14 protein-coding genes are annotated in these 17460 nt (G+C 68.2%); 12 read left to right on the top strand and 2 right to left on the bottom strand.

Annotated features, from left to right (window positions below):
* Positions 1-190 precede the first annotated feature (190 nt).
* From ACQP2O_RS33465 to ACQP2O_RS33495, 7 genes are all read left to right on the top strand, one after another.
* Positions 191-1636 (top strand): M1 family metallopeptidase, encoded by a 1446-nt coding sequence (locus ACQP2O_RS33465; RefSeq protein WP_433172085.1) that lies wholly within the window; start codon positions 191-193, stop codon positions 1634-1636.
* Positions 1637-1769: 133 nt separating this feature from the next.
* Entirely contained in the window at positions 1770-2720 is a 951-nt protein-coding gene (locus ACQP2O_RS33470) for an alpha/beta hydrolase (protein WP_433172087.1), read from the top strand.
* A 155-nt stretch (positions 2721-2875) separates the two neighbouring features.
* Complete coding sequence (locus ACQP2O_RS33475; protein ID WP_433172091.1) at positions 2876-3712, top strand: ABC transporter permease; 837 nt, start codon at positions 2876-2878, stop codon at positions 3710-3712.
* Positions 3705-4508 carry an ABC transporter permease gene (locus tag ACQP2O_RS33480; RefSeq protein WP_433172093.1) on the top strand — a complete coding sequence of 268 codons (804 nt, stop codon included), beginning with the start codon at positions 3705-3707 and terminating at the stop codon, positions 4506-4508. Before ACQP2O_RS33475 ends, ACQP2O_RS33480 begins: the two co-directional genes overlap by 8 nt.
* 4 nt (positions 4509-4512) lie before the next feature.
* Positions 4513-5493: an ABC transporter ATP-binding protein gene (locus ACQP2O_RS33485; RefSeq protein WP_433172095.1), complete on the top strand. Its 981-nt coding sequence runs from the start codon at positions 4513-4515 to the stop codon at positions 5491-5493.
* A gap of 492 nt (positions 5494-5985) precedes the next feature.
* Positions 5986-6780 (top strand): hypothetical protein, encoded by a 795-nt coding sequence (locus ACQP2O_RS33490; RefSeq protein WP_433172097.1) that lies wholly within the window; start codon positions 5986-5988, stop codon positions 6778-6780.
* A 147-nt stretch (positions 6781-6927) separates the two neighbouring features.
* A complete protein-coding gene (locus ACQP2O_RS33495) occupies positions 6928-7959 on the top strand; it encodes an NAD-dependent epimerase/dehydratase family protein (RefSeq protein WP_433172099.1) in 1032 nt (343 codons plus the stop codon).
* Here ACQP2O_RS33495 and ACQP2O_RS33500 read toward each other — a convergent pair.
* Together ACQP2O_RS33500 and asnB are read right to left on the bottom strand one after the other, a co-directional pair.
* Entirely contained in the window at positions 7940-9214 is a 1275-nt protein-coding gene (locus ACQP2O_RS33500) for a lipopolysaccharide biosynthesis protein (RefSeq protein WP_433172101.1), read from the bottom strand. The genes ACQP2O_RS33495 and ACQP2O_RS33500 overlap by 20 nt on opposite strands.
* 34 nt (positions 9215-9248) lie before the next feature.
* Positions 9249-11243: an asparagine synthase (glutamine-hydrolyzing) gene (gene asnB / locus ACQP2O_RS33505; RefSeq protein ID WP_433172103.1), complete on the bottom strand. Its 1995-nt coding sequence runs from the start codon at positions 11241-11243 to the stop codon at positions 9249-9251.
* Between the two features lie 347 nt (positions 11244-11590).
* Here asnB and ACQP2O_RS33510 point away from each other — a divergent pair, with 347 nt between their 5' ends.
* The 5 genes from ACQP2O_RS33510 (at position 11591) to ACQP2O_RS33530 (ending at position 17459) form a co-directional block, all read left to right on the top strand.
* Positions 11591-12328: a sugar transferase gene (locus ACQP2O_RS33510; RefSeq protein WP_433172105.1), complete on the top strand. Its 738-nt coding sequence runs from the start codon at positions 11591-11593 to the stop codon at positions 12326-12328.
* A 43-nt stretch (positions 12329-12371) separates the two neighbouring features.
* Positions 12372-13421 carry a glycosyltransferase family 4 protein gene (locus ACQP2O_RS33515; RefSeq protein WP_433172107.1) on the top strand — a complete coding sequence of 350 codons (1050 nt, stop codon included), beginning with the start codon at positions 12372-12374 and terminating at the stop codon, positions 13419-13421.
* Positions 13418-14554, top strand: coding sequence for a glycosyltransferase family 4 protein (locus tag ACQP2O_RS33520; protein ID WP_433172109.1), 1137 nt, complete (start codon positions 13418-13420; stop codon positions 14552-14554). Before ACQP2O_RS33515 ends, ACQP2O_RS33520 begins: the two co-directional genes overlap by 4 nt.
* Positions 14555-14617: 63 nt before the next feature.
* The gene (locus tag ACQP2O_RS33525; protein WP_433172111.1) at positions 14618-16063 is read left to right on the top strand and encodes a polysaccharide biosynthesis tyrosine autokinase; all 1446 of its coding nucleotides are present in this window, start codon (positions 14618-14620) and stop codon (positions 16061-16063) included.
* A gap of 166 nt (positions 16064-16229) precedes the next feature.
* Positions 16230-17459 (top strand): O-antigen polymerase, encoded by a 1230-nt coding sequence (locus ACQP2O_RS33530; RefSeq protein WP_433172113.1) that lies wholly within the window; start codon positions 16230-16232, stop codon positions 17457-17459.
* Position 17460 lies beyond the last annotated feature (1 nt).

The following is a 17460-nucleotide window of genomic DNA, read 5'->3' on the forward strand; positions in this document are numbered from 1 at the left end:
ACGCCGGCCCTCGGTGCTGCCCACTGACGCGGTGGCCCCCGGATGATTCCGGGGGCCACGTGCGTTTATTCCGGCTGAATCCGGCCAATGCCGCAGCAGGCCACCTCTGGCCCACACTCTGGACAATCCCCGCGCCCATACGCCAGAGTCGCAAGGTCCAGTTGATCTTCTGCACGAGGAAACCCCCCACATGCGCAGAACATCCCGTCTGGTGGCCGCCGGCGCGACCCTCGCCTCCGTGGCGGCCATCGCTCCCGCCGCGTCCGCCGCGGCGCGGCCCCACTTCTCCCCCGGCGCACCGGGCATCGGCGACCCGTACTTCCCCCTCGAGGGCAACGGCGGATACGACGCCCTGCACTACGGGCTCGACCTGAAGTACAACCCCTCGACCAAGCGTCTCGACGGGGTCGTCACGATGACCGCGCGGGCCACGCAGAACCTGTCCCGGTTCGACCTGGACCTGCAGCAGCTCACGGTCGCGAAGGTCGCCGTCAACGGGCACAAGGCCAAGTTCACCCGCAAGGGCCAGGAACTGATCATCACGCCGAAGAGCGGCATCCGGAAGAACCAGCGCTTCACCGCCACGGTGACGTACGGCGGCGTCCCGCAGACCATCGTGGGCTCCCCCATCGTCTTCGGCTCCCCGTACGGGTTCGTCCACACCGATGACGGGGCGTTCATGGGCGACGAGCCGAACGCCGCGTCCACGTGGTTCCCGAGCAACGACCACCCGTCCGACAAGGCCGCCTTCACCTTCAAGGTGACGGTGCCCAAGGACCTCGGCGTGATCGCGAACGGCCGGCTGGTCTCCCACAAGACGAAGGGGACCAAGACCACGTTCGTCTGGGACGAGAAGGCGCCGATGGCGACCTACCTCGCCACCGCCGACATCGGCAAGTGGGAGTTCAAGACCGGCAAGACGCCCGGCGGCATCCCCGAGACGATCGCCGTCGACCCGAAGCTCAAGGGCCGTGACCCCAACCACCCGGACCCGATCAAGTTCTTCTGGGACACCACGGGCGAGGCCACCGACCTGTGGGTCAAGCAGTACGGGAAGTTCCCGTTCGACTCGACCGGCGCGATCGCCGACCTGGCGACGTACAACGGCAAGGCGATCGGCTTCTCCCTGGAGACCCAGACCCGGCCGCTGTACTCCGACGTGCGGAACACGACCACGATCGCGCACGAGCTGGCGCACCAGTGGTTCGGTGACAGCGTCTCGGTGAAGACCTGGCAGAACATCTGGCTGAACGAGAGCTTCGCCACCTTCTCGCACTACTACTGGAACGAGAAGCACGGCGGCATGACGCTGCACGACCAGGCTCGGGCGATCTACAACGGGCACGCCGCGAACGACAGCTGGTGGAACGTCGTGATCGCCGATCCGAAGCGCGACACCATGTTCCACGACCGCGTCTACAGCGGCGGCGCCATGGTGCTGCAGCTCCTGCGGGAAAAGATCGGCGATGACGCCTTCTTCAAGACGCTGCGCACCTGGGCGGCCGAGCACCGGCACAGCAACGCCACCACCCAGCAGTTCACGGCGCTCGCGCAGAAGATTTCCGGGCAGGACCTGAGCGGGTTCTTCAAGACCTGGCTCTGGTCCCCCGGCAAGCCGGCCCTGCCGCAGGGCTGACCCACTCCGGCCGGGGACCCCACGGGGTCCCCGGCCACCGGCCACCGCTCATGGCCCGACGGTTCGAGGACCCGCTCCACACGGGTAGCTCCACAAGGAGACGGACTACTCACCGTGATCAAGGAGCGATGTCATGAGCGATCCGGTTCTCGAGGCGGCGGCGCAGCAGCTCGCGGACGCCACGTCCAAGCCGCCCTTCCTGTACGAACTCGGCGTGGAGGACGCGCGTAAGGTCCTCGACGACATCCAGGCCGCACCGATCGACAAGCCCGGCGTCGACGACAAATGGATCACCGTTCCGGCGGAGGTCGGCGACGTGCGGGTCCGGATCGTCAAGCCGCCCGGGGCCGCTGCTCCATTGCCGGCCGTCCTCTACGTCCACGGCGGCGGCTGGATCCTCGGCAACGCCGGCACCCACGACCGCCTGGTCCGCGAACTCGCCGTCGGCGCCGGCGCCGCCATCGTCTTCGTCGAGTACGACCGGTCGCCCGAGGCGGGGTACCCGGTCGCGCTCGAGCAGGCGTACGCCACCGCGCGGTGGATCACCCGGAACGGCGCCGACGAGGGTCTCGACCCGTCTCGCCTGGCCGTCGCCGGCGACTCGGTCGGTGGCAACATGGCCACCGCACTGGCCATCCTCGCCAAGCGCCGGGGCGATGTGACCTTCGTGCACCAGTCGCTGTACTACCCGGTGACCGACGCCGCGCAGGACACCGGCAGCTACCGGAAGTTCGCGGACGGGCCCTTCCTGACCGCCAACGCCATGGCCTGGTTCTGGGACGCCTACACCACCGATCCCGCGCAGCGGGCGGAGATCACCGCCTCACCGCTCCGTGCGGAGCTCCAGGATCTCGCCGGCCTGCCGCCGGCCCTGGTTATCGTCGATGAGAACGACGTGCTGCGCGACGAGGGCGAGGCCTACGCGCGCCGGCTCACCCAGGCGGGGGTCCCGACCACGAGCGTGCGCTACAACGGCATCATCCACGACTTCATGATGCTCAACCCGGTCCGTACGACCAACGCGGCGACCGCCGCCATCGAGCAGGCCGTCCGCACCCTCCGCAAGGCCCTGGGAACCGGCTGAGGCGGCGGAACCACGGCGCGGGCGCCGAGGCGGCCGTAATCCACTGGCCGATCGGCCGCCCGCGCCGTACGGTGTGAAACCGGCCGCGCGAGCCCGGCGTCCCGGGCGGTTCACGCGCGCCCACAGCGGTCACGGCCGGTGAGGAGGGAGTCGCCTTGCGGAGTCCCGATGTGCGGGCACGGGCGGCACCCTCGCTTCGCGCGCCGCTCCGGTACGTCTGGGTCGCGGCGTACGCGTTCCGGCGCTACAGCACCTACCGGGTGGCGGCCGTCTCCGCGACGTTCACCAACACCGTCTTCGGCTTCCTGCGGGCGTTCGTGCTGATCGCCGTGTGGCGGGCCCGGCCGGCGCTCGGCGGGTACGACGTCGCCGACGCGGTGACGTTCAGCTTCCTCACGCAGGGGCTGATCGAGCCGGTGCGGGTGTTCGGCGGCAGCCTCGACCTGACCGAACGGATCCGCACCGGTGACATCGCGATCGACCTGCACCGGCCGGTGGACCTGCAGGGCTGGTGGCTCGCGGACGACCTGGGGCGCGCGGCGTTCGCGGTGCTGTCACGCTGCGCTCCCCCGCTGATCGTGGGCGGACTGGCGTTCTCGCTGCGATGGCCGTCGTCGCCGGGCCGGTGGGCGGCCTTCGCCGTCGCGGTGCTGCTGGCCGTGCTGGTGAGCTTCGCGTTGCGCTACCTGTACTCCCTGGCGGTCTTCTGGATCCACGACGACCGTGGGGTCACGGCGATCTCGCTGGTGACCACGATGTTCTTCTCCGGCATGATCATCCCACTGGTGATCTTCCCCGGCCCGCTCGCCGCGGTCGCCCGTGTCCTGCCGTGGGCGGCGCTGATCCAGGTGCCCGCGGACGTGTTCCTCGGCAAGCGGGCCGATCCGCTGGGGGCGTACGCCTTCCAGGCGGGATGGGCCGTGGCGCTGCTCGTCGCCGGGCGGCTGCTGACCATGGCGGCCCGGCGGAGGCTGGTGATCCACGGTGGTTGACGCGGTACGGACCTACCTTCTGCTCGCCGGCACGTGGCTGCGGGCCGCCGCGCAGTACCCGGCGTCGATGGTCATGCTGATCGTCGCCCAGGCGGTCGTCACGTCGCTCGACCTCGCCGCCATCCTGATCATCTTCGCGCACACGTCCCGGCTCGGCGGGTTCTCCCTGCCCGAGGTCATGTTCCTGTACGGCACGGCGGGAGTCTCCTTCGCGATCGCCGACCTCACGTTCGGCTCGACCGAGCGGCTCGGCGAGCACGTCCGCCAGGGCACGCTGGACACGCTGCTGGTCCGGCCGGTCGGGCCGCTCCTCCAACTCGCCACCGAGGACTTCTCGCCGCGCCGGCTCGGCAAGCTCGTGCCGACGGGGACGGTGCTCTTCCTCGCTCTCGACCGGCTCGACGTGGCCTGGACACCGGGCCGCGTCGCGACGGTCCCGCTGATGCTCGTCGGCGGCTACTGGATCTACGCCGCGCTGTGGGTGCTCACCGCGACGTGGCAGTTCGCGATCGTCGACGGCAAGCAGGCGACGAACTCGATCACGTACGGCGGCGCCTACCTCGCGCAGTACCCGCTCAGCATCTTCGGCCGGGACGTCCTGCGCGGCCTGACCTGGGTGATTCCGCTGGCCTTCGTCAACTGGGAGCCCAGCCTGTACGTCCTCGGCCGACCCGACCCGCTCGGCCTGCCGGTGTTCTTCCGTTTCGCGTCGCCGCTGGTCGCGGCGGTGCTGTCCGCACTGGCCGCCGTCACCTGGCGTACAGGCCTGCGGCGTTATCAATCGACGGGGAGCTGACCACATGCTGGAGGTCGAGAACGTCCGCAAGACGTTCGCCGTACGGCGGCGCACCGGGCGGCTCCGCCGCACGCGGGTGGACGTCGACGCCGTCGACGGGATCTCGTTCTCGGTCGACGCCGGGGAGTTCGTCGGCTACCTCGGGCCGAACGGCGCCGGGAAGTCGACGACCATCAAGATGCTCACCGGCATCCTCACGCCGTCCTCCGGGCGGGTGCGCGTCGCCGGCCTCGACCCGGCACGGCAGCGCACGGCCCTGGCCCGGCGGATCGGCGTGGTGTTCGGCCAGCGCACCACCCTGTGGTGGGACCTGCCGCTGCGCGACAGCCTCGCCCTCATCCGTCACCTCTACCGCGTCGACCGCGCCGCGCACCGGGCCCGGCTGGCCGAGCTGACCGAGGTGCTCGAGCTCGGCGCGTTCCTCGACACCCCGGTCCGGCAGCTCAGCCTGGGGCAGCGGATGCGCGGCGACCTCGCCGCGGCGCTGGTGCACGACCCGGAGATCCTGGTCCTCGACGAGCCGACCATCGGTCTCGACGTCATCAGCAAGGCCACCGTCCGCGCGTTCCTGTCCCGGCTGGGCACCGAGCGGGGAACGACGATCCTGCTCACCACCCACGACCTGGGCGACATCGAACGCCTCTGCCGCCGCGTCATGGTGATCGACCATGGCCGGCTGGCGTACGACGGCTCGCTGGAGCGCCTGCGGGCCACCGCCGACGCCGACCGGATCCTCGTCGTCGACCTCACCGGACCGCAGGCGCCGATCGAGGTCGACGGCGCCCGCCTCATCCGTACGGACGGTCCCCGGCAGTGGCTGGCGATTCCGCCTGCCGAGAACGCCGCGGCCGTGGTCGCCGCCGTCGCCGCCCGTTACGACGTCGAGGACATCGCCCTGCGCGAACCCGATATCGAGGACGTCGTCACGCGCCTCTACCGCACCGGCGCCGCTGCCGGTTTCGACTGGGAGCCCGGGCGCCTCTGACCGCGCTCGACGGCACGGCCGACAATCCTTCCGTACCGATAGTCGCAGTCGACGCCATTTCTCCGGGCCGGGCAATTGCTTTTGCGACCATGGCTCGGCCGATCCACCATGCACCTCAGGACGCCTGACGCATCATCCGTCATGGTACAGCCGCCTGAGTCACTTCACCGGTCGCAGTCGTCGGCGAACACGTGAAAACACGAGTCAACAATCTTCAAGAATTCCAAAGAACCGGCGTCTACGACAGCGTGATAGCCTCCGCAATGTTTCTCTTCTACTGTCGGCGGTGCCGCTAGGACAATTCATCACCGACAAGAGGAATGTCCATTCTGTTCCGGGGGGAGCCTCATGGGTTCATTCGCTAGAACAGCTGGCAGCGTAGCCGCTGCCACGCTGATCGGGGCGGGGGCGGCGGCATCGCCATCCTCGGCCAATGCCCAGCAGGTCGTGACGGTGCCGTGCAGCGGACCTTCAGGCGGGGCGTCAGGGCTCGTGACGGCGGTCACCAACGCCAACGCGGCCGGTCACGGCACGATCCGACTGGTCCCGAATTGCAATTACGACTTCACCACCGCGGCGGAGACCGGGACGCGCGGCGGGGACGCATTGCCCATCATCACCGGGAACATCACCATCGTCGGCGGGCCGTCCACGCACATTCGGCGCACCGGAGGCGGGCCGTTCCGCCTGATCGAGGTGGCCGCCGGCGCCCGTCTGGACGTCGTGGGCATCTTCATCGAGGGTGGCGACGCCGGGGTCTTCCCCGGCGGGGCGATCCTCAGCGCACGCGGCACCATTGTCCTGAAATCGGTCACGGTGCGAAACAGCACGGCGGACAACGGCGCCGGCATCGCCAGCGACAGCGGTTCGCTCATCCTTATTTTGACCCTGGTCGAAAAGAACACGACGCGTCATCCCAACGGGTTCGGCGGTGGCGGTGCCGGCATCTACAACGACGGCCGGCTCGAGACGGATCAGTCTCGTATCACTCGCAACACCGCCAACACCAGCGGCGGCGGCATCTACAACGAGCAGGGCGGAACCGCCAGGCTGGTCCAGACGACACTCGACGAGAACACCGCCAGATTCGAAGGCGGCGGGTTGTTGAACGGCCCCGGCGGACGAGCCTTGCTCGTGAGGACGCTCGTCAAGCGCAATACCGCCTCCGATGGCGGCGGGATCTTCGACCGTCCCGGACCCGGGACGGTGACGCTCGTCGGGAGCCTGGTGACCGCCAACAATCCCAACAACTGCAGGCCCGTGGGCAGCATTCCCGGCTGCTCCTGACACGAAGGCTCTGCCGTCTTCTGTGGCGGTACCAGAAATCGGCAATGGGCCGGTATGGGTGGCGGGAACGCAATTCCCGCCACCCATACCGCACGCGGAAATCGGCCCCATCCGCAGCAACGACAACGGAATCCCGGGAGGCGCGGCATGCCGGAAGACGGCGGGACGAGATACCTGGTGACGGGCGGAGCCGGCTTCATCGGCTCGCATCTCGTCGAGGCCCTACTCGCACGCGGCGACTCGGTCGTCGTCCTGGACACCCTGTCGACGGGCCGATCGGCGAACCTCGCCACGGTCGCCCGGCACCCCGGCTTCCGCTTCGTGCACGGCTCCGTGCTCGATGAACTCGTGGTCGACGAGCTCGTGCACGAGTGCGACGTAGTGATCCACATGGCCGCCGCGGTCGGCGTGAAACTCGTGGTCGCGCAGCCGTTGAGGTCACTGACCACGAACATCCGCGGATCGGAAATCGTGATCAAGGCCGCTCACCGTTACCGCCGAAAGATCCTCATCACCAGCACCTCGGACATCTACGGGAAGAACTCACAGGACCCCCTGACGGAGACCGCCGACATGATCCTCGGCAGCCCATCCGTCCTGCGCTGGGCGTACAGCACGGCCAAGGCCGTCGACGAGATCCTCGCGACCTGCTACCACCGGGAACGCGGTCTCCCCACGGTCGTGATCCGCCTCTTCAACACGGTCGGCCCCAGGCAGAGCCCGATGTACGGCATGGTCGTCCCGCGCCTGGTCCGGCAGGCCCTGCGTAACGAGCCCCTGACGGTCTTCGGGGACGGACGGCAGACGCGCTGTTTCGCCCATGTCAGGGACGTCGTGGACGCGATCCTTCCGCTCATGAGCGAGCCGGCGGCGATCGGGCAGACGTTCAACGTCGGGTCGTCGCAGGAGATCGGCATTCGTGATCTCGCCGAGATGATCATCGCGCGCTCCGGAAGCACGTCGCCGATCCGGCTGGTTCCCTACGACCAGGCGTACGGGCCCGGATACGAGGACATGCACCGGAAGGTCCCGGACACGGCTAAGCTCCGCGCCCTGACCGGCTGGGCTCCGCGACACACACTCGACGACATCCTCGCCGACGCGATCGAAGACGGGGCGCGCGAGATGTCGGAGAGTCCCGCGTCCGCGTCGCCGTACATCACCGCGCTGCCCCGGTGAGCGCGTAGCGAAGGTCGGAACGCCGGGGAATGAGGTGGCGCGGCGAAGTGCGCGTGACCCGCATGAACCACAGGGTCTGCGCGGCCGCGAGTACGCCGTAACCGAGGCTGGAGGCGAGTGCGCAGCCGACGGCTCCGTACGATGGAATCAGGGCGAGATTCAGCCCTACGTTGACCGTGAGGGCGCCGACCGTCGTCACCGAGCTCAGCAGGGGACGGTCCAGCCGGAGCAGGAAGGCACCGACCGGTCTGGTCGCCCCGATCAGCCACAGGCCCGGCGCCAGCCCGAGAAGCGGGCCGATACTCCCCGTGAACGCCGGCCCGTACACCGCCGGAACGACGAAGGCCGCGGTGGCGCACAGCAGCGCGACGGAGCCGGTGGCCACGAGCGCGGCGATCCTCGTGGAGCTGACGGTGAACGCGGCGGCCGTCCGCTCATCCTCCTCCAGCTGCCGAGGCATGGCGAGGTTCGCGACGATGTCCGGAGGCACCCTGCCGAGTTCCATGAGTGTCACCGCCGCCGCGTACAGCCCGACCTCGACGGTCGTCGTCATCGCGCCCAGCATCAGGATGTCGGCGCGCAGCAGGAGGAACATCGAGACGAGACCGGTGTGGTGGCGCAACCCCAGACGGAGCGCCCGTCGCGCCACGCCGGCATCGCAGTGCCGCAGCCTGGGGCGAGCGGCGGGCAGGAGGACCGCCAGCGGCAGCGCGGCGGACAGGGTCCACAGTGCGACGATCCACCAGAGTGTCAGCTTCGCCATGGCGGCCAGGCCGATCAGCGCCGCGCAGTGCACGGCTACGCTGAGCAGGCCGCTCCAGTTGTTGACCTCGATGCGCGCCCTCAGGACCATCAGGCGAGCGAGCAGCTTCTCGGTCATGGCGCAGGGGATCCAGGCCAGCGCCAGGATCAGCAGGCCGTGATCCCCCACCGGTACGACATCGGGCCCCAGGCCCTCGACCACGATGCCGGCGGCGATCGCGCAGGCACATCCGAGTGCCAGGCCGAAGAGCAGGCAGTTGGCGGTGATGAGTGCGCTGTCGCGGACGCGCGGCCACAGCGCGACGTGTGACTCCTCGACCGACAGGTGACCGAGGTGAAGGGCGACCGTCGCGACGGTCATCAGCACCGCGTACGTACCGCGGCCCTCGGGCCCCAGCGACCGGTTCACGACCACGCTCATGAGCGCGCCGAGAAGGAATCTGGCGGCGTAGATGCCGAGGGTTCCGGCGGCCTGCCGGGCTTCTCGGTTCACCGCACCGGCCCGGGGACCGTGAAGGCGCATCGGTTCACGGCCCGGATCCCGGAGCCGGGTTGCTCGTCCCAGGCGGGTCGAGGAAGGCACGGCACCACAGCTCGAACTGGATGAGCGCCCAGATCCGGTTGGCGTGGTCCTGTCCGTTCTCGTGTCGCGCCAGCATCTCCCGCACCGCCTCGGGCCGGAACAGCCCTCGCGATCTCGCCGTGCCGTCGGTCAGCACGTCCCACGAGAGTTCCGACAGGTCGGTGCGGAGCCACCGCGCGAGCGGCACACCGAACCCCATCTTCGGCCGCGTCACGAGCGCGGGGGGCAGCCAGTCCGCGACCGCCTTCTTCAGCAGGTATTTCGTCGTGCCCGAACGGACCTTCAGCCGGGCCGGCAGCCCGGCCGCCCACTCCATCAGGTGGTGGTCCAGGAACGGGGAACGCGCCTCCAGGGAGTTGGCCATCGTGGCGATGTCCACCTTCACCAGAAGGTCGCCGGGAAGGTACGTGTTGACGTCGACGTCCATGACACGGCAGACGTCGGAGGCGGCGCGGGAGGCGGCGAACGCCTCGTCGAACAGGTCGTAGCTGTCGACCTCCGCCAGCCGCGTACGCAGCGCGTCCGAGTAGAGAGCCGTCTTCTGCTCAGGAGTGAAGTAGGACATGAGCCGTGCGTAGCGCCGCGGCGTCGGGTGACCCAGGAGCTCCACCGCCCGGCCCGCCCGTCGCAGCGCCGAGCGCGGGGCACAACGGGCCGAGAGGGAGGAGCCGACCCGGTCGAGCCGACCTCTCAGGAACGGGAGCGCGGGGATCCGGCCGGCGTGCGACATGAGCAGATAGCGCAGGTAGCCACCGAACAGCTCATCGCCGCCGTCTCCGTTGAGGATCACCGTCACCTGCTCGCTGCTCATCCGTGCGACGTAGAAGGTGGGGATCGCCGAGGAGTCCGCGAACGGCTCGTCATAGTGCCAGGACAGCGTCGGCAGCACGTCGAGCGCGGACGGGGTGACGACCATCTCGTGGTGGTCGGTGGCGTAACGCCGGGCCAGCATGCGCGCGTAGCGTCGTTCGTCGAACTCGTCCTCGTCGAAGCCGACGCTGAACGTCTTGATGCGCTCGCCGCTCTGCCGGGCCATCGCGGCGACGACAGCCGAAGAGTCGAGCCCGCCGGAGAGGAAGGCCCCCAACGGCCGCTCACTCACCATACGGACGCGCGTCGCTTCGAGCAGGTGATCGCGGAGCTGTTCGGCGGCCTGCTCTTCGGACGTGATCTCGCGCGGCGTGCAGTCGAGGCGCCAGTAACGACTCGTCACGGCGACACCGTCCTGCCAGGAGAGCAGGTGGCCCGGCGGCAGTTTGTGAATCCCGCGGAGAATCGACCAAGGGGCGGGCACGTACTGATACGTCAGGTAGTGGTGCAGCGCCACCAGGTCGACCTCAGGACGCGCCGCGACATCCTGCATGAGCGCCTTGAGCTCCGAGCCGAACCACAGCGTCGCACCGTCGGAGCGCCAGAACAGCGGCTTCTTGCCCACCCGGTCGCGGGCGAGGAGAAGCCGCCGCCCGGTCCGGTCCCAGATGGCGAACGCGAACATTCCACGGAGCCGGTGGACCAGATCATCGCCGAATTCCTCATACAGGTGCACAAGGCACTCGGTATCGCCGTCCGTGACGAAACGATGACCACGATGACGCAGTTCACGGCGCAATGCGGCGTAATTGTAGATCTCGCCGTTGAAGACCGCGACGACGGTCCGGTCCTCGTTGTAAACCGGCTGGTCACCACCGGCCACGTCGATGATCGCGAGGCGCCGCATGCCGAGTGTGGCGTGCTCGTCATCGTGGAAGCCCGCACCATCCGGCCCTCGGTGAGCGAGCACCTTGCACATACAGCGGAGAAGACCGGAATCCGGATGACCCATCGACACGATTCCCGCTATCCCGCACATCGGTGCTTTCAACCCCCAACCATGACTTCGCGTGCGCCAGGCACCTTGATTATTTCCGATGCCGATCGCCATCAATTCACACACCAGCATTCAATGTTCCATTCGATCACTACCCACGGCCGTACGAACCTCACGACACGAGACTCTTAGAGGAAACGATTCTCGGCCTGACTTAGGGCGGTTTGGTGCGCGATGCGGCCTTGCCTGGTTTTCCGGGCCGGCGGACGGTATGCGGCCGGGTCGCATGGTTTGTAGCCATGGCGTCCTGTATTTACCGACCAACCCCCGGACACGTACAGCCCCCGAAAGAACCGCAACAGATAATTTCCGGTCAACTGACCAAGTGTTGATCTTGAGCAAGGAGTGGCCATTCGCACGTAGGCGATATACCTGGGGCCAGGGAGCGGAGATTGTTCACCACATGCCGGAGGACGACAGTGTCCATTTCCACACCGAGCGCGCAGTCGGGCCAGAACGCGCCGCCAGACGAGAGTGTCGGCCTCGTCAAGGATGTCGAGGCACATCTGCGTTTGGCGGAGGCGCAGCCCGAGAAACGTCTCCTGAGTGGACCGGCGGCACTTCGCCTGAAACACACCGTCGACCGGCTGATCGCCCTGGTCGCACTGCTCATCCTCGCTCCTGTTTTTGTCGCCCTCGCCATCGCGGTTCGATTGAGCGGCCCGGGACCGGTGTTCTTCGTCCATGAGCGCATCGGGATCGACGGCAAGCCCTTCCGGATGTGGAAGTTCCGCTCGATGAGGGTCGGCGCCGATGACCAGCTCACGGACCTGTTGCGGACACACGGGCGGGCCGACGAACCGTTCTTCAAAGTGCCCGATGACCCCCGTGTGACGCGGATCGGCCATTGGTTGCGCCGATGGTCCCTCGACGAGCTCCCCCAGCTTTGGAACGTGGCACTCGGCCAGATGTCGCTGGTCGGACCCCGTCCTCAGGTCCACGCCGAGGTCGCGCTGTACACGAGCCGAGAGCGCGGACGCCTCGCCGTGCGACCGGGTCTCACCGGCCTGTGGCAGATCAGCGGCCGCTCGACCCTGCCGTGGCAGCACGCAATGGAGCTGGATCTCCGTTACGTAGAGGAATGGTCGCTGAGGCTGGATCTATCGATTCTCTTCAAGACGCTTGGTGCGGTGGTCAATGGTCACGGCGCATTGTGAACCGGAAGGCGTCCGCTCCGCCGACCGCACGCGCCGGTTCACGGTGATCCATGTCGTCGAATGCTGGGGCGGTGGCGTCAGCAGCGCCGTGGCCGGCTATATCCGCGCGACACCCATGTTCGACCACTGGCTACTCACCGCTGCACGCGATGGAGAGGACACCGGCGTGACACTCGCCGGACAGGTGCGAGGCTGGCTGCGGCTGCCCGAGAGCCACCCGGCGCGCATTCGCACGATCCATCACGCCTACAACCTGATCCGGCCCGATATCGTGCACGCCCATTCCTCATACGCCGGCATCTATGTTCGCGGCTGCCCGTCGATCCCGGCGGATCGCATCGTCTATTCGCCACACTGTTATGCGTTCGAACGGGTCGATGTGGCTCCGCCGCTCCGTGGAATGTTCCGTATCGCGGAGTCCATCCTCGCGCGGCGAACGGGCGTGGTGGCAGCGGCGAGTCCGCGGGAGGCCGCGCTCGCCCGGATGCTGCGCGGACGGCAGCAGGTGGTGTGCGTACCGCATGCCGTCCGGGCCCAGCCTCTGATCCCGGCCGCGCGACCGGCCGAGAATGAGGTGGCCGCCGTCGCCGTAGGGCGGATCTGCCGGCAGAAGGACCCGGATTTCCTCGCCGAGGCGAGCAGGGAGGCGGGCAGGCGCGGCTGGCCGATCCGCTGGGAGTGGATCGGCGACGGCGATCTCGCACGTCGTGAACGGCTCGAGTCCGCCGGCGTGCACGTCGCGGGATGGCTGCCGCGGGACGAGGTGTTGCGCAGGCTCGGCCAGGCGCACGTCTACGTGCACACGGCGCTCTGGGAGGTCGCGCCGACCATGGCGATGCTGGAGGCGGCAGCCGCCGGACTGCCCATGGTCGCGCGGTCACTGCCGGATCTGGCCGCGCTCGGGCTTCCCGGACTCGTCCGCACCCCAGAGGCGCTCGCCGCGACGGTGCGTCGCATGACCGATCCCGTGCACCGCGTCGAGCACGCGAACCGGTGCCGCGCGGTGTTGCGCGAGCACACGCCGGAGGTCCAGGCGAGGCGGCTGGCCGCGGCCTATGGAGCTCCGGCCCTACCAATGAAGGAGAGAGCGTGACCGACCGGATTCGGGTCGCGGTGGCGGGAAAGGTACTGCGCCGCAATGTCGGCGGCAACACGACCTACGCGGAAAGCCTCTACGGATGGCTGGGGCGGCTCGGTGTCGAGCACACGCTCCTCGTGCCACCCGGGGATACGCTCCGCGGACCGGCGCGACAGCTCTGCCACGCGGCGGCCGAGGGCTTCGTCTGGCCGCGTACGGTGGATCACCGGCACGCCGATCTGCTGCACTTCCCCGCGGACACCGGAGCGCTGAGCACGGGCCGGTTGCCGATCGTGGCGACGATCCACGGCGTTCCCCAGCACGTTCCGGGCATCCGGCGCACGCTCTGGGAGCGCACCTGGCGGGCACGCGTGACCCGCCTGGCCCGTGCCGCCGATGCCGTGGTCACCGTCTCCGCGAGTTCGGCGGGCGAGATCGAGCGCGCGTTCGGAGTCCCCGAACATCGCCTGCACGTCATCCCGCACGGGGTCGACACCGATCGCTTCCATTCCGACGATTCGGCGGACGCCCGGCTCCTCGCGCGGTTGCGCCTGCCGGAACGGTTCGTGCTCTACCTCGGCAATCTCGACCCCCGCAAGAACATCCCGGCCCTCGTCGACGCGGTCGGCCGGCCGGAGATCGCCAGGCTCGGGGTCCAACTGGTCGTCGCCGGCGGTCCCTTTCTCGGGTCCGAGCCGGTCGAGCGGCTCCTGGCGGCCGCGCCCCACGTGCGATACCTGGGCCAGGTCCGGGCGGAGCTCGTCGCCCCTCTGTTCCGCGCCGCCGCCGTCTTCGCGCTCCCGTCGGGCCACGAGGGGTTCGGGCTGCCCGTCATCGAGGCGATGGCGTGCGGGACACCCGTGATCTGCTCCGACCGCGGCGCCCTGCCGGAAGTGTCCGGTCAGGCGGCCATTCTGCTGCGAGACCTCGATTCCGGGTCGATCGCCGCGGCACTACGAGACGTCCTCACCGATGACGCCCTCGCCGCGGAGCTGCGCACTCACGGCCTCGCCAACGCGGAGCGGTTCACCTGGGCCGAATCGGCCCGGCGTCATTTGGAGGTCTTCACGCGCCTGCTGTCGGGCACGGGCCGCCCGAGTCGCTCGAACGGCGAGGGCACGGCGCCGGCAGCGCTGTCGCGTTCGTAAGGGCACGGTCCACGAGAACGCCGAGAACGTCGCATTTCACGAAGGTCCGACACGGGGGACTGCATGAGTGTAAGGGAACTGATCACCGCGATCCGGCGGCATCTGGCGCTGCTGGTGAGCGTCGTGCTGCTGGGGATCGGTGTCGCGCAGTTGATCACGATGCTGCAACCGACCATGTACGAGTCGAAGGCATCGGTCTTCGTCTCGGTGTCGCAGCAGGCACAGAAGCTGGACCAGGCGTATCAAGGGACGCTCTTCAGCCAGCAGCAGGTCCGGTCGTACGCCGGCCTCGTGACGACACCGAAGGTCACGGTTCCCGTGATCCGTGAACTGCGGCTGCGCATGCGGCCGGACAAGCTCGCGAAACGGCTCAGGGTCGACGTACCGATCGACACCGTGCTGATGAACATCACCGTACGCGATTCCGATCCGGCGATGGCGGCGCGGATCGTGAACAGCGTCACGCGGCACCTCATCACCGCGGTGGCGGAACTGGAGGCGCCGCTGCCGGGACGCCCCCCGACCGTACGGATCCAGGTGGTCAGGCCGGGTTCGCAGCCGGGCGCGCCGAGCAGCCCGAAGCCGGTGTTGAACACCCTCGTCGGCATCGTGCTCGGCGCCCTCGCCGGCGCGCTGGCGGGGATGCTCAAAGAGGCACTGGACACCCGCATCGACGTCACGTCCGACGCGGGCCTGGCGAGTGGTCTGCCCGTACTCGGCGAGATCGTCTACGAGCGCGCGGCGCGGAAACGAGCCCTCGTCCACGACACCGACCCGCTCGGTCTCCGGGCCGAGGGGTTCCGCAAGCTCCGAACGAACCTGCGCTTCATCAATGTCGACCGGCCCCCACGGACGATCGTGGTGTCCAGTCCGCTCGAAGGCGACGGAAAGTCCAGCGTCGCCCTGAACCTCGCGTTCTCGCTCGCCGAGGACGGTGCCCGCGTCGTCATCGTCGACGCCGATCTGCGGCGCCCGACCATCGCGAGCTCGCTCGGTCTCGTCGAGGAGATCGGACTCACCAGCGTGTTGTCCGGTCAGGCCACCATGGCCGACGTCATGCAGCGCGCCGAGCGAAGCTGCACGATCGACGTGCTGGCCAGCGGCCCGGTGCCGCCGAACCCGAGCGAGCTGCTGGGAACCCAGAAGATGCACTTGCTCCTCGAGGAGCTCCAGGCCAACGCGGACTACGTGATCATCGACTCGCCTCCGCTGCTCCCGGTCACGGATGCGGCGGTGATCGTCCCCAGCAGCGACGGCGTCCTTCTCGTCGTGCGTGCCGGCCGGACCAAACGCGATGAGCTGCGCGAGGCCGTCAAGAGCGTGGACGCGGTCAGCGGAATCACCCTGGGAGTGATCGTCAACATGGCCACGAAGGGGAAGCACGACCGTTACCGCTACTACGGCGGCACCGTCGGCTATCGCCGGGATGAGAAGAAGCCGCGCCTCGAGGACATGGACCCGGTTTCGCCGACGAACGTTACGACAGCGCCCAGGACCCGTGTCGGATGACTCCGGCCGTTCGCCGATGAGGCTGGAGACGTCCGTGCCAGTACGCACTCATGCCGCGCTCCACGATCGCCCGACCAGGGCGGCCAGAGCGAAACGCCGTTCGTCCACGCCGAGGCCGCTGCAGCTGCGCCGAGGTGTCTGGTGGCTGCATCCAGGCTGGACCGGCGTGCTGGGGGTCGTCCCTTATCTGGCCGTCACCTGCCTCATCCCCGCGGACGACTTCCGTCTCTGGTGGCGCACGCCGAAATACTTCGGCGTGGCCGATGCGTTTCTCACCGCACTGCTGCTCAGTGCCTTCGTCGTCGGCACGCTGATACCGAGCCTCATCAAACGCCGTCGGGAATCCCGAGAGTCGCGCGTAGTCGTCTCAGCCGGTCAGCAGAAGGTCCTGCTGTGGGCCGGGCGCGTGTTCCTGGTGCTCGCCTTGATCGGGTACGCGTCGTGGGCGGTGGCCGCCGTATCACGTGGCTACGGGAGACAACAGCTGCACGCCGCGCTCACCCTGGAGCAGGGCGCACTGCTGTCCGCCAGAACCGAATACCTCACCACCCTTCCGGGCATCACGACGCTTACCCAAGTCGGCCCGCTCGCCCTCATCTGCCTGCTGCTGGATCGCTGGACCAGCGGCCGACGGCACACGCTCGGACTGGTCGTACTCGTAAGTTTCGGCCTGGCGAGAGGCTTCTTCAACGCCGAGCGCATCGCCCTCATGGAGCTGGCCGTCCCCGTCATCGTGCTCGCCGCGACGATACGACCCAAAAGCCGACGGCGGCAGCACTCAGCCCTATGGGCGACGCTACCGATCGTCGGCCCCCTGATCTTGGCGACCGTCTTCGGGGCCCTTGAGTACACCCGCAGCTGGAACGATTTCTACGCACGCCATAGTGACACGAACTTCGTTGGGTTCGCGCTACGTCGACTCGGCGGATACTACGCCACCGCCGGCAACAATTCGGCCATAGTCCTGACCTATGATTCCACGAATTCGCTGATACCTCGCTACACGGGGCAGTTCCTATGGAACTTCCCCATCGTAAGATCGTTCATGCACATCGACAACAGTGCCACCAATGGTGCCGAGTACTCATCGTATCTGTACGCGAGATACGGAAACCTGGAGTTCAACAATCCCGGGGGAATTCTTCCGGCCATCATCGACTATGGCCTTGCGGGCGCAATCGTCTGGTGGGGCGCCATCGGACTGCTCATCGGAATCTGCTACCGCACCATGCGTTCCGGAGAGCTGCGCGGGCTCGTCCTCTATGCCGTCATCTATGTCGGCGTCCTTGAAATGGGAATGCTCTTCTACTGGGGACTTGGCCGCGCCTTTCCGGTGATCGCCGGTGGGCTGATCACGTGGATGCTGCTCCATCGCGCACGCGCCAGGGAGGACTGAT

It is taken from the genome of Actinoallomurus sp. CA-150999 (assembly GCF_050942425.1).
Taxonomy (GTDB): Bacteria; Actinomycetota; Actinomycetes; order Streptosporangiales; family Streptosporangiaceae; genus Actinoallomurus.

Bases quoted from the DNA above. Each gene is read 5' to 3' on its own strand.
- asnB (WP_433172103.1), bottom strand. From the start codon at position 11,243: ATGCTGGTGTGTGAATTGATGGCGATCGGCATCGGAAATAATCAAGGT.
- ACQP2O_RS33485 (WP_433172095.1), top strand. From the start codon at position 4,513: ATGCTGGAGGTCGAGAACGTCCGCAAGACGTTCGCCGTACGGCGGCGC.
- ACQP2O_RS33495 (WP_433172099.1), top strand. From the start codon at position 6,928: ATGCCGGAAGACGGCGGGACGAGATACCTGGTGACGGGCGGAGCCGGC.
- ACQP2O_RS33525 (WP_433172111.1), top strand. From the start codon at position 14,618: ATGAGTGTAAGGGAACTGATCACCGCGATCCGGCGGCATCTGGCGCTG.
- ACQP2O_RS33465 (WP_433172085.1), top strand. From the start codon at position 191: ATGCGCAGAACATCCCGTCTGGTGGCCGCCGGCGCGACCCTCGCCTCC.
- ACQP2O_RS33470 (WP_433172087.1), top strand. From the start codon at position 1,770: ATGAGCGATCCGGTTCTCGAGGCGGCGGCGCAGCAGCTCGCGGACGCC.